This window comes from Stenomitos frigidus ULC18 (genome assembly GCF_003003795.1).
Lineage (GTDB): Bacteria > Cyanobacteriota > Cyanobacteriia > Leptolyngbyales > Leptolyngbyaceae > Stenomitos > Stenomitos frigidus_A.
In genome coordinates, this window is record NZ_PVWK01000055.1 from 24,566 (window position 1) to 49,370 (window position 24,805).

Consider the following 24,805-nt stretch of genomic DNA (forward strand, 5'->3'; position numbering starts at 1 on the left):
CGACCTCTGACCCCAGGGCTACCAACTCCGGTTCAGCGATCGCCTTCAGGCAACATTGGAACCCACCTGTGCAGTGGGTAGCTTTGCTATGGAAATCATAACTGATAAACCACGGGGTGTAACAGCCCCTAAGCCGTCCCCTCACTACCGCTCTCGACTCCGAAAACAGGCTCAGACCCTACTGCAAAGACAGCAGTCAGGCGGATTTCTCGGTAACCAGCAAAAACGATTGTTGCGCCGCTGGCAGCGAATTGAAGCCCAAAGTCGGGCAACCGAGCAAAACGCTCAAGCCTCTCAGAATCGATCGGTGAAGGAGGCGGCATGACCTCCACTGCTACACAGACAGCGAACGCCCCATTGCAGGTCGCACCAGCAATTAAGCTTCGAGACTACCAGCAGAAGATTGTCGGCAAAACCTACGGGCTAGTGCGGGAAGGTTCCACTAGCGTTCTAATCGTCGCAGTAATGGGCGCGGGTAAGACCGTAATCGCCTCCTGGATGATGCGAGACGCTGTTACTAAAGGGCGGCGCTGTGTCTTTTTGGTACCGCTTACCGTCCTGCTCGAACAGACCGACAAGACGCTAAAAAAACTGGGAGTGCATTGCACTATCCTTCAGGGCGATCGCCCGGTGGACGAAGCAGCACCCGTAATTGTCGCGTCACTTCAGACGATCGGATCACAGATCAGAAAGGGCAAGCCGTTAGGTGCAATCCTGGGTTGTGTTGACCTGGTGATGGTGGACGAAGCGCACGTCGCAGCCTTCCACACTACCTACGGTGATATTGAGACTGCGTTCCCGAAGGCGATTCGGATCGGGCTGACGGCTACACCCTGGCGACTCTCTAAGAAAGAATGGTTGGGGCAAAAGTTTAGTGGCTTAGTCGAAGGACCACAACCGCCAGAAATTATCAAGCTGGGCGGCGCTCTTCCCTGTCGTGGCTTCACGATCGGCGGAGTCCTCGATCTGGAGACGCTACGAGTCAGACAAGGCGAGTTTGTCGATACCGATGTTGCCGATCAAGCTTGTCGAGACGAGGCTCTAGACCACATTCTGAGTGAATGGCGGCGGCTGTGCAACGGTTGCGCCACGCTGATGGTGGGGGCAACGGTTGAGCAAGCTCGAAAGACCTGTGAATGGTTTAACAAAAATGGCATAGCAGCAGAGCTGATTGTTGGCTCCACAACGAAGGAAGAACGCGAGGCAATCTTTGAGCGTGTTCGTCGGGGTATCACCCAAGTGATCTGCTCGGTCGGTTGCCTGACCGCTGGCTTCGACCTGCCAGCCATTAGCGCGATTCTGTATGTTCGAGCCACAAAATCACGGGCATTGTTCCAGCAAACCGCTGGTAGAGGGAGCCGTCCGCACCCTGGCAAGACAGACTACCTGTTACTCGACTTTGGCGGCAACCTGAAGCGCTTCGGTAATCCGATGGGCTACCAGGATTACGACATTTCGCAGCCAGCGCGAGACGACGTTCCCGCACCCACAAAGACATGCCCAAATTGCAAAGCTGAAGTCCCACAGTTTGCCCAAATTTGCCCGCACTGCCAGTTTGAATTTAGTCAGGAGTCAGCGATCGTCGTCGAACAGGGCGATCTTGTCCTGGCTCAACTAAACGAGTTTGCTGATACGCTGACGCGGCAAAAAATTAAGCAACTGCGGGAGTGGCGCAAAGAAGCCTATCAAGCCAACCGTTCACCCGATTGGGCGATCGAACAGTTTGTCACGGTCTTCGGGCACAACCCACCGGGAGACTGGCTGCGACACGCGATCTTGACCGATCGCTACAGCCAGAAGCGGAAAGCTGAGTTTGTCGATTACCTGTTTCGGTTCTGCAACAAGGAAAACCGCTGGGCAAGGCAATGGGTCGCGCATCACCTGACGCTGGAGTTCGGTGAACTCGATACGCAGATCACGCCCTGGTATGAAACGCTGGGAGTCGATCGCAATGCCTCCTGGGAGACGGTCAAAGCGGCGTATGCAGCCAAGGCTGAAGCACTCGATCCTGACAAAGTTGTAGGGGTTGACCTGGAAGCCTTGCAGCAGCAGTTAAACCTGGCTCTGTCAGATGCGCGGGAGGTGGTCAAATGAACACTTCCTTAATCCCACAAGGTCTTAGCGACAAAGAAGCGTTCAAAGCCCAGATCAGCACCCTACAGCCCAAAGACGGGAATAGCGAAATCTGGTTCAAGCTTGGGCACAACAAATTCTATGTTGGCAACTTCAGCAAATCAGGGCGCTTCCTTCTATGGGAAACTGTTGGGCAAGGCAAGGATCGCAAACGTGGCAAGCTGGTCGGGACAGCTTTTGAGTTCCTCAGAGAGAAAAGCCAGACTGAAGAGGGGGGAGTATTCTACAACCCCACACAGCCGATTGGCTTGCCTGTGACTGGCTGCGTTGACTCAACCGATGACATTGGCATTGAGATGGATTCCTTGTCCACTGAGGATCAGTTGGGCAAGTATGAGTTGCTCAATCAGGTCGCTCGTATAAATTACGCTTCGCTTTTGTCTAGTGGTGGGAGGTCAATCCACGCGCATATCAAAGCGGATCAGCATTTACCACTGGAGCAAGCAAACTACCTGAGACGACTGGCGATCGTCGCCTTCATGTCAGATCCCGTCACCGAGCGTTTGCATCAACCCATGCGGATTGCTGGGTTTTATCGCAAGGAGAAAAATGCAGAGCAACGGTTACTGAGCTACAGCAGCGATCGCTACACCTACGAGGAACTCGTCGCAGGGTTCCGCCGCTGGTTTGCTTATCAAGGCTGGGCATTCCCTGAAACCATCTCGGACATTTGGTGGAAAGAAGTTCTCTGTCCCATTTTCCCCAATCACAAGGGGCATGGGGAAGCCGAAAAAGCAGCGCTGGTTAAAGCTGCCTTAGAAGTTGGTCAAGCTGGCTATGAGGCAGCCAAAGCCCAAGCAGAAGCCGAACGGCAGCAACGGCGTGAGCAACGCAAACAGCGCTGGCAGGCAGAAGGTAGATCAGAAGACACTAGCCTGAGTGATGCGGTTAAAGAAACGTGCGATCGCTTGGGTAAAGATGCTTTCGAGCTATATAACCACAACTGGCAGTTTGAACCGAGCGGTGAACACGCTAGAGGGCGCTGCCATTGGCATGATTCAACCTCTGGCACCTCTGCCTATATCAGTGGGAAGAAAGGCACCTGGGGCTATGTTTGCCCTGCCTGTACGAACGAAAAGCGGATCGATGCCTTCACCTATTGGCGCTATGCCACCTATGGCAAAGGTGCCCCTTTCCCACGCGGCAAAGAGTACGTCGAGCAAGCGAAAGCCTTTCTGTCGTCGCATGGCGTAGAGCCTCCTGTATGGCATCCACAGCAATCGAAACCAGCGAACGTTGTCGAACTGCACACGCATCAAAAACGGAAGCCTGGTGCTGTCTATACGGCTGAGTTTGAGGGCGATCTAGAACTTCTAGAGTCTCTGGAAAGCGAAGATCGCAAACAGGCACAGGAAGAGGCAGAGCAACGACGGCGCGATCGCTGGAGGGAAGAAACTGAGCGCATTCAGGCAGAGCTAAACGGCTTAAGGGTCGAGCCTACGATTCGGGAGACTGGTCGATACATACCCAAAGGGTTAATGCGGTTACCGGACAAACCAGGGATTATTCTGGTCGATGGGACAATGGGCGTTGGTAAAACAGCCACCGCTTTAAAGGACCTGGTAGGGCAGCATCGCAAGCGCTACCCACTGGGTTTGGAGTGGCTCTTTACTCCCCGCAACTTGCTCGGACTGCAATCAGGCAACACTTTAGGACTTCCCCATCGATCGACGGCTGATTTTGCTAGGGATAAAGGGCGGTTTAGAGGCACTTCCTGCTTTGAATCGATCGGGCTAATCAGTCCAGAGAATTTACCAAATCATCCACCGTTGATTGTGGTTGATGAGGCAGGGCAGGCGTTTAAGCAAGTTACCTACGGCGATACCTGCAAGAACTACCATGCTTTCGTGATTGAACGGACTCGCCAGCTATTTCGAGAAGTCGCAATGCGGGGCGGCTGGATCGTTCTTTCTGAGGATGGTTTAACGAACCTGGAGCTTGACTTTGTTCGAGAGGCTTCTGGGCTAGAGGTGGTAGAGCACTTAAAGTTCACCAGGCAAGTCACCAATCCGCGCAGCTACTATGTTTACGACTCTCCCTCGATTACAGGCGAGGAGATTTTAATTCGCCTGGATAAGGGTGAAAACCTGGTTGTCACTAGCGACTCTCAACGATGGCTCGCAAAAATCGAGCGCTGGCTGCAAGATCAGGGCTTTGATTGCGTCTTCATCACCTCCGAAAACTCACAGGAAGACTGGGCGCACAAGTGCATCAAAAACCCGACTGAGTGGCTTTACGAACGTCGCCCCAGGGTATTTGGCTATAGCCCAACAATGGGAAGTGGTGTCAGCATTGACGATGATAAGGGCTACTTCAGTGGGATGGCATTCCACTTTACTCACTTGGAGCCGCGTGAAGCGAAGCAACTCTGCGATCGACTACGTACTGATGTGCCTCGCTTTGGCTATATCTGCGAACGTGCTGCAACTGAGGATGATCTTTACAGCGGTTCTCGTCCAGACCTTATTCTGCGCGACTTGCGGCGCAACAAAAACGGCATCGCCAAGCTGATCGATTTTGCCAGTCATGCTGAGCGCCAGCAGGATGATATTGATTTAGTCCAGGAATGGCAGCGGCTAGATGAGCAATGGAACGACCACACCACGGATCTAGGTTTTTACTTACGCCATTACAGTCGTTACAAAGCACGAGAAGCCTACGGCAAAACTGCTTTGCGTGACAACTTGATGGCGATTTGGGAGAACCAGGGGCACGAGGTTACACAGCAGGTTCTGGGCAGAATAGACCACATTGCGGATGATTGGGAGGCAGTTCTAGAGCAGCTCGACCGAGAAAAAGCGATGGAGTGGGCAGAAGCTGACACGTCACACCTAACACCATCTCTAGCTCGTAGCACCCTTAACGATACAAGTTCAACGCGCGCGCAGCGGTTAGCAGCCAAGAAATGCCTGCTAGAAGACAAGTTGCCTGGTGCACCGCTTAGCGATGTGGACTTTGCTCTCAAGGCAGTCATCGCCAAACGAGGGCGCTTTTTGAAGACGACAGAGATGCTTTGGCTGTCACAGCATCCTGAAGCGGCTCAGCAGATCAACCGATGGGACTGGCTGTATCAAGTCAGCACCGCTGCGAAGCGTAACCAGTTTGTCGTTGTGCATCGCTTATCAGTTGTTGCAGGTAAGGCAAAACTACTGCACGAATGCCCGCTGCATCCTTTTATTGATGGCAATGTGTTGGAGTGGGACAGTGCGACCCCAGAAGCGATCGCGGTTCATGAGTGGGCCTTGCTCCATGCACGTCAGTTTCGTCGCTATTTGCGGCTCACCATCACGCCAAAACATACCCCAACTCAAACCGTTAACAAGCTGCTTCGCAAGTTGGGCTACGAGGCTGATCAAGTTAGCCGTAAGGGTAAGCGAGGCGATCGCGAGTGCCAGTACACCATCACCAATCGGGAGGACATCGATCGCGAGATTATCCTTAAAGCTCTCACAGAGAGATTTTTGAGCAGATGTGAGGAAAAGCAGAAAGAGCCGTCTCATACCGTCAGAGCAGAGGCTAACTGCGACTACGGGCATTCTTCTGATCCCAGCGGTGAACCTACTTCTGGACATGCCCCGCCTTCTTGGTTTTCCAAAGAAGAATTGGACAATATTCGGCAAATGTGGGATGCCGCTGATTGCGAGGAAGCACGATCGGCGATTAGGCAGATCATTCCTCAGAGAGCGCTACAGGCAGCACTACCGGCTTTGGAGGACTTGGCATCATGACTCAAGACGCCGAAAAGATGCTTGCCCAAATGCTGCTCGAAATGGCCCAGCTTAAATCTGAGGTGCGACAGCTTCGCGACTACATTGCTGGCACTCCTGCCCATATTGAAGGATGGGCTGATCCCAACGTCGCAGCAACAGCACTCCAAAATGAAGGCGTGAAGAACCCGAAGCATCTCCAGCGACTGCGCCTTGATGGAGCCTTCAGCGAGGCTAAAGGTGAAATTCGCAACGTCAGCAAGGGCGATCGCCCGACGTGGGAATATCACATCCCCAGTTGCAGAAAAGCTTTACAGCGACACTTTCGTAAGATCCGAGCCGTTGGTTAACCCTCGCCCAGAATCAGCGATCGATAAACGCGCTCATTTTGGGCATCGCTCAACCAGCGATGATAGACACGGGTATGTGTGGTGACACTGTGCCCCATCATTGCAGCGGCAGTGCTGACGGGTAACCCCTTCGCAACCGATGCCCGCACCGCCCAGGCATGACGCAAATCGTAGGGGACAAAGGGGAGGTTATATCGTTCACTACCAAACTGACGGCTCACCAACCCACCACGGCCTTTGATGCTTTTACTGCGCGTGTTTGGGCACTTCACCTCAATTAGCTGCCACTGTTTAGCCCACTCTGGCAGTATGGCGCGAGTGATACGGCCTCCGGTTTTCGTATCCTGATGCACCTTCAGTGTCAGCGGATCCATAAACTCGCAGGCAAAGGCTTCATGTGGTCTTAAGCCAAACGTTGCTAACATGCCATACACCCACTGCCAGCTCTGGTTAGGAATACGATCGCGCCATTCTACGATCGCTTCATCGGTTGGAATGTCACGCGGCTCTGGCTCATAAGCGCCACTGTAACTGCTCAGGTCTACTTGTAACCCTGCAAAGGCGGCGAACCGTTGCAGCCGTTGACAGGTAAGCTCGCGATTGCGACTATCTTGCTCTGTTGATAGAACGGCTGCCAGCAGCAATGCTTCACTGATTGACTCATTTATGGGGAGTTTGCGAAACGTCCCGGCCCAAGTATTACGCCAGGTCGCATCTTGAATGCGGTGAGTGCGGCAATACTCATCCTTAAACTCGTCCACTAGCTGGGCGATCGGTTTCGCTTGCGGGTCATGCTGGGACCCTGTGTAGAGTTTCCAATCAAAAGACCCCTCAGCTAAGTTTTGGGCGAGCTTATGCGCTTCTCGTTCAGACCGCTTTAAACCGTCCTTAGTCGCTGGCATCAGTAAGCTGATGTCATATTGCTTCCGGCCGATACCATCTCCGGGCTTCTTAGGCAGTGTGGCACGTAGTGCCAGGTTCTTCCCCTTCAACCGCACACGTACTGGGACATTTGCAGCTTTTAAGCGATCGTTTACCCGCTCTATTTCATCCATGCTTCAGCCCTAAATCAGCCCTTAATTTGTGTCCGTTTGAGGGTGTTACAACATGTTTCAGGATGATCAACCACCCTGCCAACAGCGCCGATAGCCCTTATCCTGCCTAGTCTAGCGCTGTTTTTGGTAATTCAGTACTACTGCTTTGGGAGCAGGATGCCGCAGGTTCGAATCCTGTCATCCCGATCGCCAAATAACAACAGCTTGCTCAATCAGATAAAGATTGCACCAAGTAGAGATTATACAGAGATGAAAGCGGCTTGTTTCAGCGTGAGGGCGTTTACTTTTACTGGTAACAGGCCGCTTTTCTGTTTGGGTTTTGAGCCCTCAAGCAACCCATTCGTTCGAGCTCAGATTGGCAGCATCTCCTCGTTGGCAGACCGCTAAAGCAGGATTTAACGCACAAATGGCAGCATCTGTGGTTTCAAAGCAATGTTCACGTCCAATTTTGTCGAGCAAACCACTGCGCTCCAGAAGGGTTTGGACTTCGGGCTGTAACCCACTAAGCAGTAAGCGACAATGACGTCGCTCCAGGTCTTGATAGATATCTTCTAGCGCCACTAACCCTGTAGTGTCCATGTTCGGCACATACCGTAGTCGCAAAATCAGATACTTGACTTCAGGCTCATCTCGCAGAAACGTCACAAAGCGCTCAGCCGCTCCAAAAAACACGGGACCATCTACCCGGTAAACAGCTATTTGCTTCGTTAACTCTAGCGGCACACCGGGTGGAAAGACTTCTGTTTCAGGCACTTTACCCAAACTCAGTTCGCTCATCCGCTTGATGAATAAGGCACCAGCTGCAATTAAACCCACTTCTACTGCCAGCACCAGGTCAAAGAAAAGAGTCACCATCCAGGTGAGCATCATGACTGAGAAATCAGCGTAGGTCGCCCGCAGCAGCAACCCGATCGCGTCCCACTCAATCATCCGCACACTCGTCACCATCAGGATACCAGCCAGTGCAGCCAGCGGCACTTGAGCGGCCAACGGTGCCAGAGTGAGCACAATTATGGCAAGTGCTACCCCGTGAACCACTCCAGACAGGCGGGTCTTGCCGCCCGATCGCACATTTACGGCTGTCCGAGCGATCGCCCCTGTTGCTGGAATACCACCGAAGAAGGGTACGACGATATTGGCTAAGCCCTGCCCAATCAACTCGCGATCGCTGTTGTGCTTTTCACTGACGGTCATCCCATCCGCTACTACCGCCGAAAGCAATGATTCAATACTGCCTAGTGCCGCCAACGCTACTGCCGGATTGATCAGCTCTCGAATGAGACCAAAGTCGTTCCAATGGGGAATTGACTGGGGCATCGGTAAGGCTTGTGGAATGGAGCCAATAGTGGGCACATGCAGGTGAAAGAAAGTGGCGATCGCTGTTGCTGTCACCAAACCCACCAAGGAACCCGGTATGGCGGTTGTCACGCGTGCCCAAAAGAGCTTGATGACAATCACAACAACGGCTAGCGCTATCGCCGCCCCATTCCACAGTTCCAGATGTGTCAAGGTTTGCCACAAACCGGACAGAAAATGGTCACTACGCGGTAATTGCAATCCCAAAAAGTTGTTCAATTGCCCGCCAAAAATAATGACGGCAATGCCATTCGTAAAGCCTGCGGTGACTGGATAAGGAATGAATTTAACTAAGCGCCCCAGGTTGGCAACGCCCAAAGCAACCTGAATGATGCCCGCCATCACTCCGGCAATCCACACCTTCTCAATGCCATATTTGGCAACAATCCCCACCAGAATGACTGCCATTGCTCCAGTCGGGCCTGTAATCTGTACGGGAGAGCCCCCGAAGACAGCTGCAACAATGCCCGCCACGATCGCTGTATATAGCCCCGCCTTCGGATCAACTCCACTCGCAACGGCAAAGGCTAAAGCAAGCGGCAAGGCAACCACAGCAGCAGTCAACCCTCCGGTTAAGTCTCCCTGCCAATGAGCAAACGTACGCCCTACCCAAGCACGCAAAGCATCGCTGATACTGTTTAATCCTGTTGTTGGGTTCAAAGAACCTCCTTCGTTGCAATCGATGGCACTGAGTCTACGCTCTTCACACCGCAGACTCTCTAGAAATGGCACTCACGTTAGACAGGACGGTGTTTTGAAGCGCTCTGGGCTTGAGTGCAGTGAGCTTGAAAGCAGTGAATTCGAGGCGCACATCCACATCTATAAATCTTTGAAACTCATTAAATTTGTATCTTGGAATATTCAAAGTCTTGCATATAGCTTAACATTTGTGCTAAGGTGTGGCAAGTAGTAACCAAAGTAAGCAGATTTCATCCTTCTAGTTGTCATTGCCCTGATCTCTAAGCTTTGGTTTCTTGGCCGGTTACTGTCCATTGCGCTCTGACTGCTTGGTTCAATCGGCATCACTCGTAGTCAGCACAATAGGGCAAACGATGCGCCACTCCTCCCTCTCTTCTGGTGTGTTGGCCGTCATCATTTCATGCTCAAAAAGCGCGTCTGTTCAGACTCTCACGCTGATCGCTAAACGACAGTGGTAAGGAGCCAACGTTGTGAGATAGATCATTACTTTTATGTCGATCGCGACATAGATGAACGCCACACTACATCACTCGACTACGCCTCCAGTTTTTGATTTTGACCTACTAACAATTAATGGGTCTTCGCTGAGCAATTAAAGAACAACCTGGTGCCTTTTCACTTGGAGTAAATAAAGATGTTAGATATCAAGATTTTTGACGTTGATCACGGGTTCTGTGCCGCTATCGACACCGGCGATCGACACACCATTCTGCTGGACTGCGGCTATAACGTTCGCACAGGGTTTCGTCCGGCACAACACATTTTTCAACAACGGCATCGTTTCCTTGATGGAGTCATTCTGCCAACTTATTCTCAAGGTCATTTAGCCGGTATCACGGCTCTGCTAGACCAATGTTTCGAGCATGGCTTGCCAGTCAACTTTTTGATCGCAAACCCCTCACTGGATGCAACACATTTTCCTGGGTTAACGTTGCCGATGCAACATTTTAATAATGTGCTCTCAATGACGGTTAAGGCTCATCCAGAGTGCAGCCAAATCAGTCATAGTATGACGCTTAACGACATCAAAATGACCTTTTTCTGGAACCAATATCCAGACTGTCAAAATGTCCATAACTTAAGTTTGGTCACGTTTCTCTCCTATCGCGATCTGCACGTTATCTTTCCGGGCGATCTAGAAGTTGAAGGCTGGCAGGCGCTCCTCCAGTGCCATGATTTTCGCGATCGCCTGAAAAAAGTCAATGCTTTTATTGCTGCCGATCACGGGCGGGAAGAAGGCTACTGCTCCGATGTCTTTAACGTCTGCTCGCCTGAAGTCATCATCATCTCGAATCAGGCAGAACAAGCATTGTCGCCTCAATTGTTGCGCCGTTACGAAAGCCATGTCAAAGCCTCTCGGTTTAATATGAGCGAGAAACCACTGCTGACCACTCATGAAGATGGCGCGATTACCATCACTAAGTATTTAGATGCGGCCTGTCGTGTGAGCACCCAACCAAAAGTACAACCGTCCTGGCGATGATGCCTCAGGCCCCTGATGAAAGGAACAGACGATTGAAGGCTGATGAGTAAGGGGCATGGCTGAATGGATGCTTTGTGAATGCCTGCCTGTATGATAGGAGCGTTATAGCCTGCGGCATACAAGAAGCGCGCGACGCCCCTACGAAATTCATCCCTCAAAAACGTAGCGCCGAGCAAGGCAACGTCTCTTTACAGCAATTTTCATTTGAATAAGCCACATCAACTTAGTGTGAGCGGCTCGCTCACGCCTGCGAACAAGCTGTAAGTGCAAAGCACTCGCTCCGCGTTTCTTGTATGCCGCAAGGCTTTACGCACCGTGGCTGACCCATTTGCAAACGGCTGTAAGTCTGCTCATTCCTTGCGTGGGCAAACACTCGAATGTTAATTTAGCTGAAAAGCTCTGAAGATTCGCAGATACTCAAATGTCCTTAAAACCCAGCTCTTTCAAAGCTGATCTGTTCAAGGTGTTGTCTAATCCGGTACGGATTCAGATTCTTGATGCTCTACGAACAGGAGAACGTAGCGTGAATGATCTAGCGGAATGGTTGGAAATAGAACCATCGTCGATATCCCAGCAGCTAGCAGTGCTACGGAGCCGGAATCTGGTTAGCAGCCGCAAGCAGGGTAACTTTGTCTTTTACTCCATCCGCGACCCTGCTATTTTCAAAATTCTGGATGCTGCTTTAGAGGTCTTTAACAACCATTTAGTCGATGTACGAGATGCTCTGGAAAAGTTGGCATAAAACTGTCTCACGACTGCATTAGAGCTGGTTTTGATTAATATTCTTATCCCTGTTGGTGCTGCTGGTCATAGCCACGGCTTAAGTTCTCGTGGTAACCCTCTGCCGCTAACGATACCCGTCGCTTGTCGTCCCAAGACTTCAGCTAACAGCCTTACCGCCGACCAGTTTGATCATTACTAATACGTTATTAATTTTGCGATCGCCTTGATTGATTAACGCATTGTAACCTCTGCTACCAATTAGCTGATGCTGTTGTTATAACCAGTTCAAATTGGTGTGACTGCACCCAAAACGAACCTGTAAGCTTTGATCCCTGACTAGAACTTGTGTAAAGTAAGCCGTCTCTAACCAGAGTCTCATTGCCAATCAGCATAAATACCAACATAATGGAGTGGCAAGCCAAAGAAGTTGTGTAATCGCATTCCTGCTTTGGTTTCGTTGCTTTTGATACACCTTGTTGATACCAATTTAGAACTTTGCGGGGTGGCGATCGCCATTCAATCTAATGTTACGAACTGCATCGAAAACTGCGTTAGATTCTAAAACACTTAATACATCCACTATTTTAGATATGCCTAATGTTGTAAGTATTCATTGCCCAAATTGTGGCAGTCGTGCCGAACGTTACTACCTTCAAGCCGATCGACTGACCCGAACTCAATGCTCAGCCTGTGACTATCTAATGGTGATGTGTTCAGAGACAGGTCGAGTGATTGAAGCGTATGCTCCTGGGATCTATGCCCGTCGTTGAACAGCCATTCTAGGGTTTGGTTTAGGCTGCAGATCTACAAATGCTGCAGTCTAAATCTCTGGACTCTAGATCGAAGCTTCATGGGTTTTAGCGACAGCTGAATGAGTGGCTGGCTTCTTTGCAGCAGACGCACGTAGCTGTCCACAGGCGGCATCGGCTGCAAGTCCACGCGATTGGCGAACACTCACGACGATATGTTTGGCTTTCAGCGCGTTCACAAACGTTTGAATACGCTGAGGGCTCGGTCGTTGGTAGTCAACCTCGGAGATGGGGTTGTAGGGAATCAAGTTCACATGGCTTTGGAAGCCGCGCAGGTGATGTGCTAGCTCGATCGCGTGTTCAGGACAATCATTCAACCCAGCCAGCAGAATGTACTCAAAGGTGACGCGCCGACCTGTGAGCTGAACATATTCTCGGCATTCATCGAGCAGCGCTTCTAACGGATAGTGTCGCGCACTGGGAATCAGTTTCTCGCGTAAGGCTTGATTGGAAGCATGCAGGCTGACCGCAAGGGTGGCACGGAGTTGGCTGGCGGCAAGCTTGCGAATGCGATCGGGAATGCCAACCGTAGAAACAGTCATGGTGCGCTGACCAATGCCCACATCCTGGTTCAGGCAGCGTAGAGCAGCGATCACATTTTCCGTGTTGAGCAGGGGTTCGCCCATGCCCATAAAGACCACGTTGCTGACGCGCTGCTGAAAATCGGCTTGCACGGTCAGCACTTGATCCACAATCTCTGCCGTGGTCAAATTGCGCACAAACCCGCCCTTGCCGGTCGCGCAGAAGTCACACGCCATCGGACAGCCAACCTGTGAGGAGACGCAGACGGTGAGACGGTCTAAAGAGTTTTGAATTCTGAGTTTTGAGTTTTGAGTTGGGGAGTCGGTTGATTCTGAGTGGTCAGGCGTTGGAAATGCGGTTCTTTCACCCGCTTGTTCTCCTGACTCCTGACTCCTGTCTTCTACCTCTCGATCCCAGTTGAATGTTGGAATGCCTACCGTTTCAATGATTTGACCATCGGCAAGGCGTAAGAGAAACTTGACCGTACCATCTGGAGCAGCAGACCGATGGTGTAAGGCTGATCGCCCAATGTCAACGCCCTCCAACTCAGCGCGCCATTCTTTGGAAAAAACGGAAATATCTGTGAGCGATCGCACCCCTTTCTGATACAACCATTCGTGGAGTTGCTTACCTCGATAGGGACGTTGTCCCTGCTGCTGCACCCATTCGGTCAACTCAGCAAGAGATTTTCCCAATAAGGGCGACGATGTTTGTAAAGAGAGAGACATTGGAGAGAGGAAGTTTTGAGTTTTGAGTTTGGAGTTTTGAGTTTGCAATGTGCCAATAAAACTTAGAACTCATCACTTCAACTTAACAGAATTACAGTACGGCTGCTCTTAGGCGAGCGATCGGCAGGCAGGTCAGCTTACGAGCGCTAGGCACATAGGCTCGACGGCGAAACACATCGTAGTCATTGCGTTCAATCTCATCGAGAATGCCGCTATAGAGCATCAGCGCTGCCCAGACAGGGAAGCGAGCATCACGGCTGAGTGAACGAATACCCCGTTCAGCAGAGACAAAAAACTTCCGGGCACGTTGGATCTGGAAGCGCATGAGTTCTCGCCAGCGCTCGTCAACCACGCCATTTAACAAATCTTCTTCGGTGTAATTGAACAGCGCCAGTTCATCCAGCGGAATATAAATTCTGCCACGGCTGGCATCTTCGCCAACATCTCGCAAAATATTGGTGAGTTGGTTAGCGATACCGAGGGCAACCGCTTCATCGGTCGGATCGGTCTTGACCTTGCGATAGAGATCCCACGGGGCATTACGAGGAGTCGTATCAACACCCATGACTGGCGTTGTCATCAAACCAACGGTACCCGCAACCCGATAACAGTAAAGCTTTAGTTCTTCAAACGAATCGTAGCGCGATCGGTGCAAGTCCATGCGTTGACCGGCAATCATGTCGCGGAAGGGCTGGATATCGATGGGAAAGCGATCCAACGTATCCACTAACGCAACATCTGGGTCTTCAACTGGATGACCTGAAAAAACTGATTCTAGCTGCTTTTCCCACTCGTCTAGCGTTTCAGGTGTCGTTAAACTTGCGCGAGGACCATCCACCAGCTCGTCTGTGCGACGACACCAAACGTAAATTGCCCAGATTGCACGACGTTTTGCCTCGGGCATCAGCATTGTGCCCATGTAGAACGTTTTCGAGTACTTTGCCGTAATTTGACGACAGAGTTCGTAGGCATCGTCTAAGGAAGCGAGAGTCCTTACACACGAATAATCAGGCAATTTCAGCATTTCCTTGAGCACGCTTGGCGAACATGACAGGGGAGCAGGTTCAAATTGGGAGATGAGCCGATCGCACAAAAGGGAGATCATGCGCTACTTAGATTGCTCTAGTAACAGAGCGCTTTGCCCTTAGCCCCGGTTGTTTAGTGATGTCATGTACTCACACTGTTAGCTGATAGAAGCAACCTTCAGTAAAAAGTATGACCATTATACCGATCGCAAACGTTTAAACATTCGCCATCGACTGGGGCTGATTACTTGCGTTAGTTGGTTTCACAACTTCAGTCAACGAGCGACTGTTCACAAGTGCCTGCGCTGTCAGCTTACCAGAAAGTACGGCACCCTCCATACTGCCAAGATACCGTTGCATGGTGTAACTCCCCGAAAGAAAGAAATTTGGAATCGGTGTAAGCTGATCAGGACGATAGGCTTGTCGTCCTGGTGTAGCGGTATAGACCGAGCGCGGCGTCTTGACGACTTTGAATTTTCGCAGCTTAGCGGGATTCCCAGTACCAAAGTGCTGGGGAAACAACCGCTCCAGATCGATCATTGTTGCCGCAATAATTTCATCATCCGACTTGTCGATCCAGTCTTTTGCCGGAGCGAGCACTAGCTCCAGCATCGAGCGATCGGGGTCAGCATATTCTTTGCAGGTCACGCTCATATCAGCGTAGACACTCAACAAGTCCGATCGCGAGAAAAGAAGTTGATCAATATCCGTCAGCTTGCGATCAAACCACAAGTGCAAGTTAATGACCGGCACCCCTTCTAACCCGTCGAGCTTCTGGAAGAACGCCATCGACTTCCACGCAGGTGGCATCAATACTTTCATCACATCGACTGACATTGCAGAGACATAGGCATCGGCAGTGATCACCTCATCCGCAGCGCCATCCAAACCACGAATCAGAAACCCTCGCACCGACCCATCGTCATGGAGCTGGATCTCTTTCAGCGGCTTCTTGAGCTGCACTTCGCCACCGCCCGCCGTAATGTGGTCGACGATCGGCTGACATAACCGCTCAGTGGGGGAGCCGTCTAGAAACGCAATCTTAGAGCCGTAGCGTTCTTGAAGAAAGCGATTCAGAGCCGTGAGGAGAATCGTCGATGACACTTCGTCGGGATTGATGAACGTCAGTGCCTTACACGCCGCAATGAACACATCACTGCTGACTTTTTCATCAATCCCTTGACGTGCCAACCACTCTGCAAAACTGTACTGATCCATGTCTTCGACATACTTTTGACCACGGATGATCGCAGGCGTCAGCCCGATCGCAAAACGAATCTTTTGTTCCCACGTCAGCATGTCGTTGTTACGCAGAATCGACACGATGACGTTGAAGGGAGCGGGAATATCCGGCACATCAAAGCGTGACAGCACTCCGGGCTTATCGGGCTGGTTAAAAATCAACGCGTGTTGCTTCCACTGCAATCGGTCTTCAATGCCGAGTTCTGCCATTAGTTGGAGCATATTGGGGTAGGCTCCAAAGAAAGCATGGAGTCCAGTTTCATACCAGTCGCCATCGTCATCTTTCCAGGCAGCGACGAGGCCACCCAAAACATCTCGACTTTCCAAAACAATGGGGGTATGTCCCGCATCGATCAGGTACTTAGCACAGGAAAGACCTGCCAGACCTGCTCCCGCGATCGCAACGCGCATGTGGCTTCTTTAAACTTCTTCAAGGTTGGATTGCTCTCATTATACGTTGCAAACCGTTACATTTAGCGTGAGCCATCTGACTTGAAAGACTGGTTTAAAAAGAAAAAGCCCCGACTACAAGAGCCGAGGACCATTATCAGGGTGCATCTACCACTCTATTCTTCCCAGTCTGCGAAGCCGATCCGGAGAAAAAGGAGCGTTTTAGCGTTTGGCTAGCTTAATCTGTGGAAACTCATCTACGAAACGCCACCAGCGGTTTCTGCGTGTAAACGGCGACGTTAATACCTGATGAAAAGGCGATAATAGAAAAATTTAGAATAGCGATCGCTGGTTAATCGATCTGGCGCTCACTTTTATAGGCACCTGCTTTTTATGATCACTGGTATAGTACGCGTACTACTTTTGACAAACTCTGTTTACGCTCTACCTCCTCAACCTGAACCTGTTTAAACAGAGTATGCCGATGCGCACTGCGACGTTACAAGAACGACTGGACAGCTACTACGAACAAATTCAGGCAATTATTCTGGTGCGCCAGAACCCGATTACGGGGCTGCTGCCAGCCAGTACAGCCGTCAATGCCCACGGCGACTACACCGATGCCTGGGTGCGAGATAACGTTTACAGCATCCTCGCGGTGTGGGGGCTGGGGCTGGCGTATCGCCGTCTGGATGACGATCGTGGGCGCACCTTTGAGCTTGAGCACAGTGTGATTAAACTGATGCGTGGGTTGCTGTTTGCCATGATGCGGCAGGTGCAAAAGGTCGAGCAATTTAAAGAGACGCAATCGCCCTTAGATGCGCTGCATGCCAAGTACGACACCCATACGGGCGGTACCGTCGTTGGGGATGATCAGTGGGGGCACTTGCAGCTTGATGCAACCTCTATCTTCCTGCTCATGCTGGCGCAGATGACGGCTTCAGGGCTGCACATTGTGTTCACGACGGATGAAGTCAACTTTATTCAAAATCTGGTCTACTACATCGGACGTGCCTATCGCACCCCCGACTTTGGCATCTGGGAGCGAGGCAACAAAATCAATCACGGGAATCCAGAGCTAAATGCAAGTTCCGTTGGCATGGCGAAAGCCGCACTGGAAGCCATGAGTGGGCTCAATCTGTTTGGTGCTCACGGAAGCCAAACGTCTGTGATCCACGTACTGCCGGACGAAATTGCCCGATCGCGCATCACCCTCGAATCGCTCTTGCCAAGAGAATCTAGCTCGAAAGAAGTCGATGCGGCATTGTTGAGTGTTGTTGGCTTTCCGGCCTTTGCGGTCGATGACGAGCCCCTGCGCGATCGTACCCGTAACGACATTGTGACAAAGCTTCAGGGCAAGTACGGCTGCAAACGCTTTCTGCGCGATGGACACCAAACCGTTCTGGAAGACACCAGTCGTCTGCACTACGAGCCGTGGGAACTGAAGCAGTTTGAGCATATCGAATGTGAGTGGCCTCTGTTTTTTACCTATTTGCTGCTAGATGCAATGTTTCGGGGCGATCGCGAACAAGCGGACGCATACCAGCAAAAGCTGCAAGCCGTACTGGTGGAGCGCGATGGATTGCACTTACTGCCAGAGCTATATTACGTCCCAGCAGATTGCGTAGAAGCAGAACAGGCAGCACCCCAGAGTCAAGAACGGCTACCGAATGAAAACGTGCCGCTGGTGTGGGCACAAAGCCTGTACCTGCTGGGGCAACTCTTGAGCGAAAAGCTGCTGGCGGTCAGCGATATTGATCCACTGGGTCGTCATCTGCACGTGCGGCAGCAGCGTAAACCGCCTGTGCAGCTTGCTCTGTTAGCCGAAAATGAAGCGCTCCAGTCGCAGTTGGCGGGCTACGGCATTGCGACCCAGACGCCAACCCAAGCAGAAGCGTTTCAGGTGCGGGACGCGCAGGAGTTGGCGGCTGTGTATACCCAGATTGGGCGCAACGATAAGCTGGCATTAACGGGTCGTCCAGCTCGTCGTTTGCGGAGTCTGACCACATCGCGTCTTTTTCAGATTCGGGGCGATCGGATCGTCTTTTTGCCCTCTCTTCTGGATAAACAACATTTCTATCTCACCTTCGATCCGCACTTCCTGGTGACGCAAATTCGCACCGAACTGGCACACATTCAACGACACTGGAGCCAGCTTGGACGACCCACTATGACGTTGCTTGTGACGCAGGACATGCTAGCAGCCGATGACCCAGAAGCTAGTGACACCATGCCGTTGCTGACGCTCCTGAAGGAATTAAACAGCGGCAACTGTAATGGCATTCAGGTGAAGCTGGGACGGCTCAACCAGTTGATGCTGACCTCGGCGATCGAGCGGATTGATTTTCTCCACGACTTCGACTTCACCCGATCGCCCGTGCAGGATGCGCTACCGGAAACCCCTTACCTCAGCTTCCATCCCGATCAACTGGTGCGCCTCAGCATCACCCAGGAATTCCAGCTAGAGTGCCAGACGAACATTGCGCTGTTGCTCTCCAGTCTGAAGCAATCTGCCAACCTGTACGAACAGGTCGAACTCTTGAGTACGCTCGTGCGGTTGGAGGGTTTGGATTTTGACACCGGGTTTGGACAGCCCGACCGATCGGTCACCGTTGGCAACTTGCTAGATGAAATCTATGCCAAAGCAGGCAAGCTGAAACTCTGGGCGATCGTCCGTCGTGCTGCGGGACTCCGTAATAAATTAGACATGGGGCTGATCGATGCGGTGATGGATATTTTGGTGCGGCAGAAGCAAATCGCTGTAGGGCGTGCCTATAGTGAAGCTTCGCTGATCACCCGACCCAGTACGCCTGTCGAACTGCTGGAGAAAATCGCTGAATTTTGTCGAGAAGACATTCGCGATCGGATGCTGACCCAGGAGATTCTGGTTTACCTCAGTCTGCTCATTAAAGCTAAACCCTCACTGTTTGATGGGCTGCTCACCCTGAGAGTCGGCTATCTGATTTTGTTGATCACCAGCGAACTGGCGGGGGAACTGGATGTGCCGCAGGATGAAGCCTACGAGCGTCTCATGCAATTGAGTCCGCACGAAATTCAGATCCGCCTCCAACATGTACTGGAGGGCTATCAGGGCTTAGACAAAGCTCTCTTCCAGCAAGAGTCGTTGCCCGTCAAGCAGCGGCAGATGAACATTGAATGGGTGGTGCGATCGGAGGAGGCTATAACCAGCAATGATTCTCAGCCTGAAATCGATAACTGGTGGCGTAAACGCCAGCTCGATGGCTCGCTGAACCGGGTGCCCAAAGAGTTTTACCCCAATGTCTGGAATCTGCTGAAGCACTGCAAGGGTTTGGTCATTGGTGATAAGCTCGAACGCCGCAATCGGTTGGACAGCGATCTGCTGCTGGCAGAAACCACCCCCGGCGAGAAAAACTTTGCCCTTCAGGTCGAGCATCTGCTCAACAAAATGCAAGCGCCCGAATATCGCCAGGTCAACATCGAAGCGCTGATGGAATTGGCGGCGATCGCCGATCGCAACCCCAACCTGCAAATTGAAGACTACATTGTGCTGGATGTGCTGGTGGGTCACGCGGTTCGTTTGGCATGGCTGGATCAGCATCCTAGCCATCGCACTCATTATGACGAGCACAAAGCAGCGGCATGGCGATCCTTCTACGCCAGTTCGCCCTATGACTGCGCCAGTCATGTGACAAAAGCGCTCCGTTTCTTGACCGAACTGGCGCAAACGTCTGAGGCTAGGGTAGGAAGCAGAGAGTAGGTTCTAAACTAGGAAAAGCTGTATCGCCTTATCTACGCATGTCTCTTCAAGTCTATGGCATCCCCAATTGCGGCACCTGTAAGAAAGCCTTTAACTGGCTTGAAAGCAACGGTGTCGCCTATGAATTCATCAACACCAAGGAGCAGCCCCCGGCTCAATCATTGGTCCAAAACTGGGTAGAAGCCCTTGGTTCTAAGCCGATGCGAAACACTTCTGGGCAGTCGTATCGCGCCCTGGGGACTGCCAAAGATGATTGGGCAGAGGCCCAATGGATTGAGGCGTTTACCCAGGATGCCATGCTGCTCAAGCGCCCCCTGTTTGTCAAAGACGGCACTGCTGTCATGGTTGGCTTCAAAGAGAAGCCCGATGTCATCCGTGAAAAATTAGGACTGTGATCGCGCGATCAAGCTCATCTTGCATCATGTGGCCTCTGCACATTGCGTCTACTGTCGGGCATCACGATTCATCGCGAAGTTGTAGACTGCGACCGCGATCGCCAGCACTAGCAAGAGGTGAATGAGACCACCAGCGATGTGAAGCGAGAAACCCAGTAGCCAGAAGGCAACTAGAACAACGACGATACCCCAGAGCAATCCAAACATGGCAATCACCTGAAATCGATGCTGGCATTGTAGGAAGAACATTAGCTCTCAGAAACCACTCTAAAAGTAGATCTATTACTGGCATAGGTAGAGTGAGCAATGCTCACTCTAAAAATCACTGCCTTAATTCTCAAAACGAATGGTTCTTCTGGATCTGGGGTGAAAATCGTATAACTAGGATACTTTGGCAAGGCATAGCATCAATGGACATAAGTCACCTCGACTTCCGGTACAAATGTTTCACTTTAGCCGTTCGTGCCTATTCTTAATAAGAAGGCTATGACCGATCGCCAAAGGAGGATTCATTATGCGTCTAGGCAAAGTCGTCAAATCTAATTCGCACTGCGACTACATTGTGGAACTCGACGATGAACGCAGCCGGATCAATTCACCAAAGCCAGATGATTATGGGTTTGGCTGCTTTGTGCGGTTAGATGGCGGCGATCGTCATTGGGCCGTTGGGCTCGTCTACAACACCCAATTGTTTAACCCCATGTTTCTCAATATGGGGCCACGCTTGTCGAGCGAACCCGATCCCGTCTTTGCGCCTGACCTCATTAGTGAAACCCGCACGCTGCTATGGACCGTTTTAATTGGCACCCTGGAAGGTCAAAACGGAACATCCTATGGGGTTCACGGTATTCCGCGTGTGGTTGTCCCGGTCAACACACCGGTTGAAACCATGACACCGGACGAAATTCATCGCTTCCATCGTAATCAGGATGGGCAACCTCAATTTTGCTACTACAGCCATCTGCTGCGCTGTGGCGGTACGTTTGCGGCTCAGCTCACACAGCAAGTTTTGACCGAACTGATCGATAGTCGCTTGTTTGAAGGAGAAGAGCAACGTGCCTTGAATATTCTTTGTAAAGAGTTATCCTGGAAAGAGACAATGAGCGCTATGCGGTAATGGGAGATAACAAGCTAGGGGTCAGACACCTCTTGCCCTCTCGGACATAAGCTGTAGACTACTCACTACGGGTAGCCTTGCCACCTGTGATCTGTTTCGCCAACAAAAAACCGACAGTCCTCGAAAGAAACCTGTCGGTCAGTCGTGTGTTCCCTGTTGATGACTCGGCTAAAGTTGAGTCTTTTATAGTATCGTGCATCAGCCAAAAGGCTGATGCGATCTAGATCAGCATATAGTGTGATCTTCATCACATGTGTTTCAGCAAATAAAAAACCGACAGTCCTCGAAAGAAACCTGTCGGTCAGTCGTGTGTTCCCTGTTGATGACTCGGCTAAAGTTGAGTCTTTTATAGTATCGTGCATCAGCCAAAAGGCTGATGCGATCTAGATCAGCATATAGTGTGATCTTCATCACATGTGTTTCAGCAAATAAAAAACCGACAGTCCTCGAAAGAAACCTGTCGGTCAGTCGTGTGTTCCCTGTTGATGACTCGGCTAAAGTTGAGTCCCCTAAAGTATGTCTTTAGCGCCGTTTGGCCGATGCGATCAAGATCATCCTCGTTGGTGATCTTAATCACATAGTTTTGCTCAGTAACCTGCATGATACGAATGATTACAGCGTCTCACTGAGTGCTTTTAAGTTGGTGGGCTACTTTAAACACAGGCTAGTTTAGGGACGCATAACCCATATTGCTTAAAGCTTCTGTGCTTTATGAAGGGGCGTTTGAGTCTCCAAGCTGCATCTGTAAACCTCGTTTTTTCAGTCGTTGATCAATCCTATTGCTTTACAAGCATTTGAACGGCATCAGCGGCCCGATTGAGCCAGCACGGTTGTAAACCACTGCTCTAGTCGATCGCCCATAGCTTCTAACGAATACTCTGCCTCTGCCTGCTGGCGGCATGTATGACGATCGATGCCTTCCAGATGGGCGATCGCATCTATCAGACCAACGATATCGTCTGGCTCTACTAACCAGCCTGTCCTGCCATGCTGGACAATTTCTGTGGGTCCCCCTCGCCGATAGGCAATGACGGGGACACCACAGGCAAGGGCTTCGATCGCGACATTGCCAAACGCTTCGACCCAATGAGGCGTCATGATCAAGGCTTGACACTTGCCCAACGCCTTCTGAAGTTGAGCCGTTGGCAGAAACCCTTCGTAGCTGATCGGTGCCATTGGATAACGTTGCTGAATCTCCTGCCAGTAGGCGTGATCCTGCATGACCCCCCAAATTTTGAGCGGTATTTGAGTCGCTTGCGCTGCAGCCACGGCATCTTCTAACCCTTTTTCCGGTGCAAGGCGACCCACCCAGGCGAGGCTACGCTCTGGCTGCGAACAAAAGTCGTAGAGCGACAGGTCAAAGCCGTTACCCAGGACATGACATTGTGCGCCAAAGGCGAAGGTATCGGCTTGGGCTCGACTATGAACCCCAATGCTGTCTGGAAATTGCGCGATCGTTTGTCCAATCACGCCATCCATCGCGTCTGTCAGCGAACCCATACTCACCAGATGGGCGATCGGGCAGTCGAAAAAGGACGTTAAGTAAAACGGCAGCCAATCATAGGCAAAGTTCACCAGCAAATCATACTCATCTTGAATCTGGCGGGCATACGTCCACATGTTGGCTAAAACGGCCTGACCAGGCATAGAGATCGGCGCCTCTCGTCCCTCGCTCTGTGCAGTCGTTTGCAAGGCGCCCTCAATTTCTACAACAGGGGCAGCGTCACACACCGATCCCTCTGGTGCCACAATTTTGACGGTGTGTTGTCGTGAAACTAACGCCTTAGCAATGTTGTGCAACGTCAGCTCGACACCGCCACCTAAGCCTGAGCCTAGTGCTCCCACAGAGGTCGATAACAGTAATAGCCGTAAGGGTCGGTGCAATGTCAAGCTCACTCCGGTTCGCTCACTGGCATTGTGACAGTTGCCAACTCTGCCAATGCAACAGTTTCTGGTTTAGCTAAGGCGTCAGTCACGGTCTGAACGACAGGTGTACGACTGAACCTGACTGCCAGACGCTCACGCTGATTGATGAAATAAATGCTGACGAGCGTCAGACTTACCCCAAACCACTGTAGTGGGCTCAGCAGTTCGGACAAGAACAAGTTACCAAACAGCAGCGCAAAGATCGGTGTTAAAAAGGTCAACGAACTGAGGCTGGTCAGGCTACCGCTGGAAGCAAAGTAGAAGAACAAGCCGTAGGCGATCGCGCTACCAAACACGGTTGCATATCCCATCGCTATCCAGCTCGACCCATCTAAATGCAACCACTGATCGTCTTCAAACCGTGATGAGAGTGCAAACAGGGGCAGTCCACCCAGAATCATATGCCACCCAGTGGCAGTGATGGGGTCGGCATGACGACTGACGTAGCGCATGAGTACCGTCCCCACAGCCATTGATAGAGCTGCCAGCAGCATCAGCCACTGCCCATTTTGAAACAGATCGTGCATTAGATCCGCACCCAGTTGGAGGCCGTTCGGTAGCGATCGCTGCTGCCAAACATTCAGCAGCCATTCCTCTGGCAAGCCGAGCAGACTGATACCAACGACACCGAGCAGCAGCCCTAGCCAACCCCATAGCCCAATCCGTTCGCCAAAGAGCCACAGCGCCATCAGCGCCACCGCCAGCGGCTGCGAGTCAATCATCACAGAGCCCAAACCTGCGCCGGTTCTGACCAACCCTTCTGCTAAAAATCCCTGAAAGAGAGAGCCATCCACGACGGCAAATAGCAGAATCCATAGCCACGCTGCCCAACCTTTAGGTTGTGGTCTGCCCATCAGCATGCCAGCACCCAATACCATCACACCTGCAGGTACGAGCCTCACTCCTGCCATAAAAAGTGGCGTCGTGTTGGGAATGACACCTTTCATGGCGACCATAGCGGTGCCCCAAAAGAAAAAAGGCGCAATTAACAACAGTGGCGCAATGAGCTTCCCGCCGGGGGCCAGGCTAGGCTGCGGTGGAGTGAGGTTTGAGTCCATGATGCAAGCGTAGCTTGGCAGCCACGTGTGAACGCGTATTGATCAGATCGAGTTCTACAATTGTAGCTAATCTTGTACTTATGTTAAGTAGCTTAAAGAGCGATCGTGGCTGCTCACTGGCTGATCAGCTGCAACGCTTCTCCTGGGATTAGGATTGAGTTCTTGCTACAGAAAAGCTCGCTCATAACTCTCATTATTCACTCATGCTTCAGCCCTGCCGTAGCTGGATCGCTGTGTTTTGATCGGTGAATTGAGGCGCTTCGATCGACCGCAACTTGACCCGTGCTAAATTGCCGTCGATCTGGTTGATCGTCTAATTGTGAAGTAATGAGGCACACTGGAACTGGA

General features: G+C 51.5%; 18 protein-coding genes. 10 read left to right on the top strand and 8 right to left on the bottom strand.

Going from position 1 to position 24,805, the window contains the following annotated elements:
- Window positions 1-88: 88 nt before the first annotated feature.
- Genes C7B82_RS09485 through C7B82_RS09500 form a run of 4 tightly spaced genes read left to right on the top strand, consistent with a single transcriptional unit; the run spans window position 89 to window position 6,190 of the window.
- Complete coding sequence (locus tag C7B82_RS09485; protein WP_106256056.1) at window positions 89-325, top strand: hypothetical protein; 237 nt, start codon at window positions 89-91, stop codon at window positions 323-325.
- Window positions 322-2,094: a DEAD/DEAH box helicase gene (locus C7B82_RS09490; protein ID WP_106256057.1), complete on the top strand. Its 1,773-nt coding sequence runs from the start codon at window positions 322-324 to the stop codon at window positions 2,092-2,094. Before C7B82_RS09485 ends, C7B82_RS09490 begins: the two co-directional genes overlap by 4 nt.
- Window positions 2,091-5,861 carry a hypothetical protein gene (locus C7B82_RS09495; RefSeq protein ID WP_106256058.1) on the top strand — a complete coding sequence of 1,257 codons (3,771 nt, stop codon included), beginning with the start codon at window positions 2,091-2,093 and terminating at the stop codon, window positions 5,859-5,861. Before C7B82_RS09490 ends, C7B82_RS09495 begins: the two co-directional genes overlap by 4 nt.
- Complete coding sequence (locus C7B82_RS09500; RefSeq protein WP_106256059.1) at window positions 5,858-6,190, top strand: hypothetical protein; 333 nt, start codon at window positions 5,858-5,860, stop codon at window positions 6,188-6,190. Before C7B82_RS09495 ends, C7B82_RS09500 begins: the two co-directional genes overlap by 4 nt.
- Here the strand turns inward: C7B82_RS09500 and C7B82_RS09505 are convergent.
- Together C7B82_RS09505 and C7B82_RS09510 are read right to left on the bottom strand one after the other, a co-directional pair.
- Window positions 6,187-7,245: a site-specific integrase gene (locus C7B82_RS09505; protein WP_106256060.1), complete on the bottom strand. Its 1,059-nt coding sequence runs from the start codon at window positions 7,243-7,245 to the stop codon at window positions 6,187-6,189. The genes C7B82_RS09500 and C7B82_RS09505 overlap by 4 nt on opposite strands.
- A 327-nt stretch (window positions 7,246-7,572) precedes the next feature.
- Window positions 7,573-9,261: a SulP family inorganic anion transporter gene (locus tag C7B82_RS09510; RefSeq protein WP_245939810.1), complete on the bottom strand. Its 1,689-nt coding sequence runs from the start codon at window positions 9,259-9,261 to the stop codon at window positions 7,573-7,575.
- Window positions 9,262-9,934: 673 nt separating this feature from the next.
- On the opposite strand from C7B82_RS09510, the gene C7B82_RS09515 reads away from it, so the two are divergent.
- The 3 genes from C7B82_RS09515 to C7B82_RS09525 all read left to right on the top strand — a co-directional run bounded on the left by C7B82_RS09515 (window position 9,935) and on the right by C7B82_RS09525 (window position 12,276).
- Entirely contained in the window at window positions 9,935-10,783 is an 849-nt protein-coding gene (locus C7B82_RS09515) for a ComEC/Rec2 family competence protein (protein ID WP_106256061.1), read from the top strand.
- Between the two features lie 421 nt (window positions 10,784-11,204).
- Window positions 11,205-11,525: an ArsR/SmtB family transcription factor gene (locus C7B82_RS09520; protein ID WP_106256062.1), complete on the top strand. Its 321-nt coding sequence runs from the start codon at window positions 11,205-11,207 to the stop codon at window positions 11,523-11,525.
- A gap of 571 nt (window positions 11,526-12,096) precedes the next feature.
- Window positions 12,097-12,276: a replication restart DNA helicase PriA gene (locus C7B82_RS09525; protein ID WP_106256081.1), complete on the top strand. Its 180-nt coding sequence runs from the start codon at window positions 12,097-12,099 to the stop codon at window positions 12,274-12,276.
- Between the two features lie 65 nt (window positions 12,277-12,341).
- Here C7B82_RS09525 and rlmN read toward each other — a convergent pair whose 3' ends face one another.
- The 3 genes from rlmN to pds form a co-directional block, all read right to left on the bottom strand.
- Entirely contained in the window at window positions 12,342-13,565 is a 1,224-nt protein-coding gene (gene rlmN, locus C7B82_RS09530; RefSeq protein WP_106256063.1) for a dual-specificity RNA methyltransferase RlmN, read from the bottom strand.
- 91 nt (window positions 13,566-13,656) lie between these two features.
- On the bottom strand, window positions 13,657-14,589 hold the full coding sequence (gene crtB / locus C7B82_RS09535; protein WP_106256064.1) for a 15-cis-phytoene synthase CrtB: 933 nt from the start codon (window positions 14,587-14,589) through the stop codon (window positions 13,657-13,659).
- 217 nt (window positions 14,590-14,806) lie between these two features.
- Window positions 14,807-16,243: a 15-cis-phytoene desaturase gene (pds, locus tag C7B82_RS09540; RefSeq protein ID WP_106256065.1), complete on the bottom strand. Its 1,437-nt coding sequence runs from the start codon at window positions 16,241-16,243 to the stop codon at window positions 14,807-14,809.
- 457 nt (window positions 16,244-16,700) lie between these two features.
- On the opposite strand from pds, the gene C7B82_RS09545 reads away from it, so the two are divergent.
- Together C7B82_RS09545 and C7B82_RS09550 are read left to right on the top strand one after the other, a co-directional pair.
- Window positions 16,701-19,961, top strand: coding sequence for a phosphorylase b kinase regulatory subunit alpha/beta (locus C7B82_RS09545; RefSeq protein WP_281258949.1), 3,261 nt, complete (start codon window positions 16,701-16,703; stop codon window positions 19,959-19,961).
- 38 nt (window positions 19,962-19,999) lie between these two features.
- The gene (locus C7B82_RS09550) at window positions 20,000-20,356 is read left to right on the top strand and encodes a Spx/MgsR family RNA polymerase-binding regulatory protein (protein ID WP_106256066.1); all 357 of its coding nucleotides are present in this window, start codon (window positions 20,000-20,002) and stop codon (window positions 20,354-20,356) included.
- 48 nt (window positions 20,357-20,404) lie between these two features.
- On the opposite strand, the gene C7B82_RS09555 is transcribed toward C7B82_RS09550, so the two are convergent.
- Complete coding sequence (locus C7B82_RS09555) at window positions 20,405-20,563, bottom strand: lmo0937 family membrane protein (RefSeq protein WP_181357424.1); 159 nt, start codon at window positions 20,561-20,563, stop codon at window positions 20,405-20,407.
- A 307-nt stretch (window positions 20,564-20,870) separates the two neighbouring features.
- Between C7B82_RS09555 and C7B82_RS09560 the strand changes: the two genes are divergently transcribed.
- Complete coding sequence (locus tag C7B82_RS09560) at window positions 20,871-21,473, top strand: DUF8166 family protein (RefSeq protein ID WP_106256067.1); 603 nt, start codon at window positions 20,871-20,873, stop codon at window positions 21,471-21,473.
- An 804-nt stretch (window positions 21,474-22,277) separates the two neighbouring features.
- Here the strand turns inward: C7B82_RS09560 and C7B82_RS09575 are convergent.
- Together C7B82_RS09575 and C7B82_RS09580 are read right to left on the bottom strand one after the other, a co-directional pair.
- Window positions 22,278-23,369: a glycosyltransferase family 4 protein gene (locus tag C7B82_RS09575; RefSeq protein ID WP_245939811.1), complete on the bottom strand. Its 1,092-nt coding sequence runs from the start codon at window positions 23,367-23,369 to the stop codon at window positions 22,278-22,280.
- A complete protein-coding gene (locus C7B82_RS09580; protein ID WP_106256070.1) occupies window positions 23,366-24,457 on the bottom strand; it encodes a DMT family transporter in 1,092 nt (363 codons plus the stop codon). The genes C7B82_RS09575 and C7B82_RS09580 overlap by 4 nt, the downstream gene beginning before the upstream one ends.
- Between the last annotated feature and the right edge of the window lie 348 nt (window positions 24,458-24,805).

Excerpts from the sequence above, each read along its gene's own strand:
- C7B82_RS09485 (WP_106256056.1), top strand. The coding sequence starts at position 89 with ATGGAAATCATAACTGATAAACCACGGGGTGTAACAGCCCCTAAGCCG.
- C7B82_RS09490 (WP_106256057.1), top strand. The coding sequence starts at position 322 with ATGACCTCCACTGCTACACAGACAGCGAACGCCCCATTGCAGGTCGCA.
- C7B82_RS09495 (WP_106256058.1), top strand. The coding sequence starts at position 2,091 with ATGAACACTTCCTTAATCCCACAAGGTCTTAGCGACAAAGAAGCGTTC.
- C7B82_RS09500 (WP_106256059.1), top strand. The coding sequence starts at position 5,858 with ATGACTCAAGACGCCGAAAAGATGCTTGCCCAAATGCTGCTCGAAATG.
- C7B82_RS09505 (WP_106256060.1), bottom strand. The coding sequence starts at position 7,245 with ATGGATGAAATAGAGCGGGTAAACGATCGCTTAAAAGCTGCAAATGTC.
- C7B82_RS09515 (WP_106256061.1), top strand. The coding sequence starts at position 9,935 with ATGTTAGATATCAAGATTTTTGACGTTGATCACGGGTTCTGTGCCGCT.
- C7B82_RS09520 (WP_106256062.1), top strand. The coding sequence starts at position 11,205 with ATGTCCTTAAAACCCAGCTCTTTCAAAGCTGATCTGTTCAAGGTGTTG.
- C7B82_RS09525 (WP_106256081.1), top strand. The coding sequence starts at position 12,097 with ATGCCTAATGTTGTAAGTATTCATTGCCCAAATTGTGGCAGTCGTGCC.
- rlmN (WP_106256063.1), bottom strand. The coding sequence starts at position 13,565 with ATGTCTCTCTCTTTACAAACATCGTCGCCCTTATTGGGAAAATCTCTT.
- crtB (WP_106256064.1), bottom strand. The coding sequence starts at position 14,589 with ATGCTGAAATTGCCTGATTATTCGTGTGTAAGGACTCTCGCTTCCTTA.
- pds (WP_106256065.1), bottom strand. The coding sequence starts at position 16,243 with ATGCGCGTTGCGATCGCGGGAGCAGGTCTGGCAGGTCTTTCCTGTGCT.
- C7B82_RS09545 (WP_281258949.1), top strand. The coding sequence starts at position 16,701 with ATGCCGATGCGCACTGCGACGTTACAAGAACGACTGGACAGCTACTAC.
- C7B82_RS09550 (WP_106256066.1), top strand. The coding sequence starts at position 20,000 with ATGTCTCTTCAAGTCTATGGCATCCCCAATTGCGGCACCTGTAAGAAA.
- C7B82_RS09555 (WP_181357424.1), bottom strand. The coding sequence starts at position 20,563 with ATGTTTGGATTGCTCTGGGGTATCGTCGTTGTTCTAGTTGCCTTCTGG.
- C7B82_RS09560 (WP_106256067.1), top strand. The coding sequence starts at position 20,871 with ATGCGTCTAGGCAAAGTCGTCAAATCTAATTCGCACTGCGACTACATT.
- C7B82_RS09580 (WP_106256070.1), bottom strand. The coding sequence starts at position 24,457 with ATGGACTCAAACCTCACTCCACCGCAGCCTAGCCTGGCCCCCGGCGGG.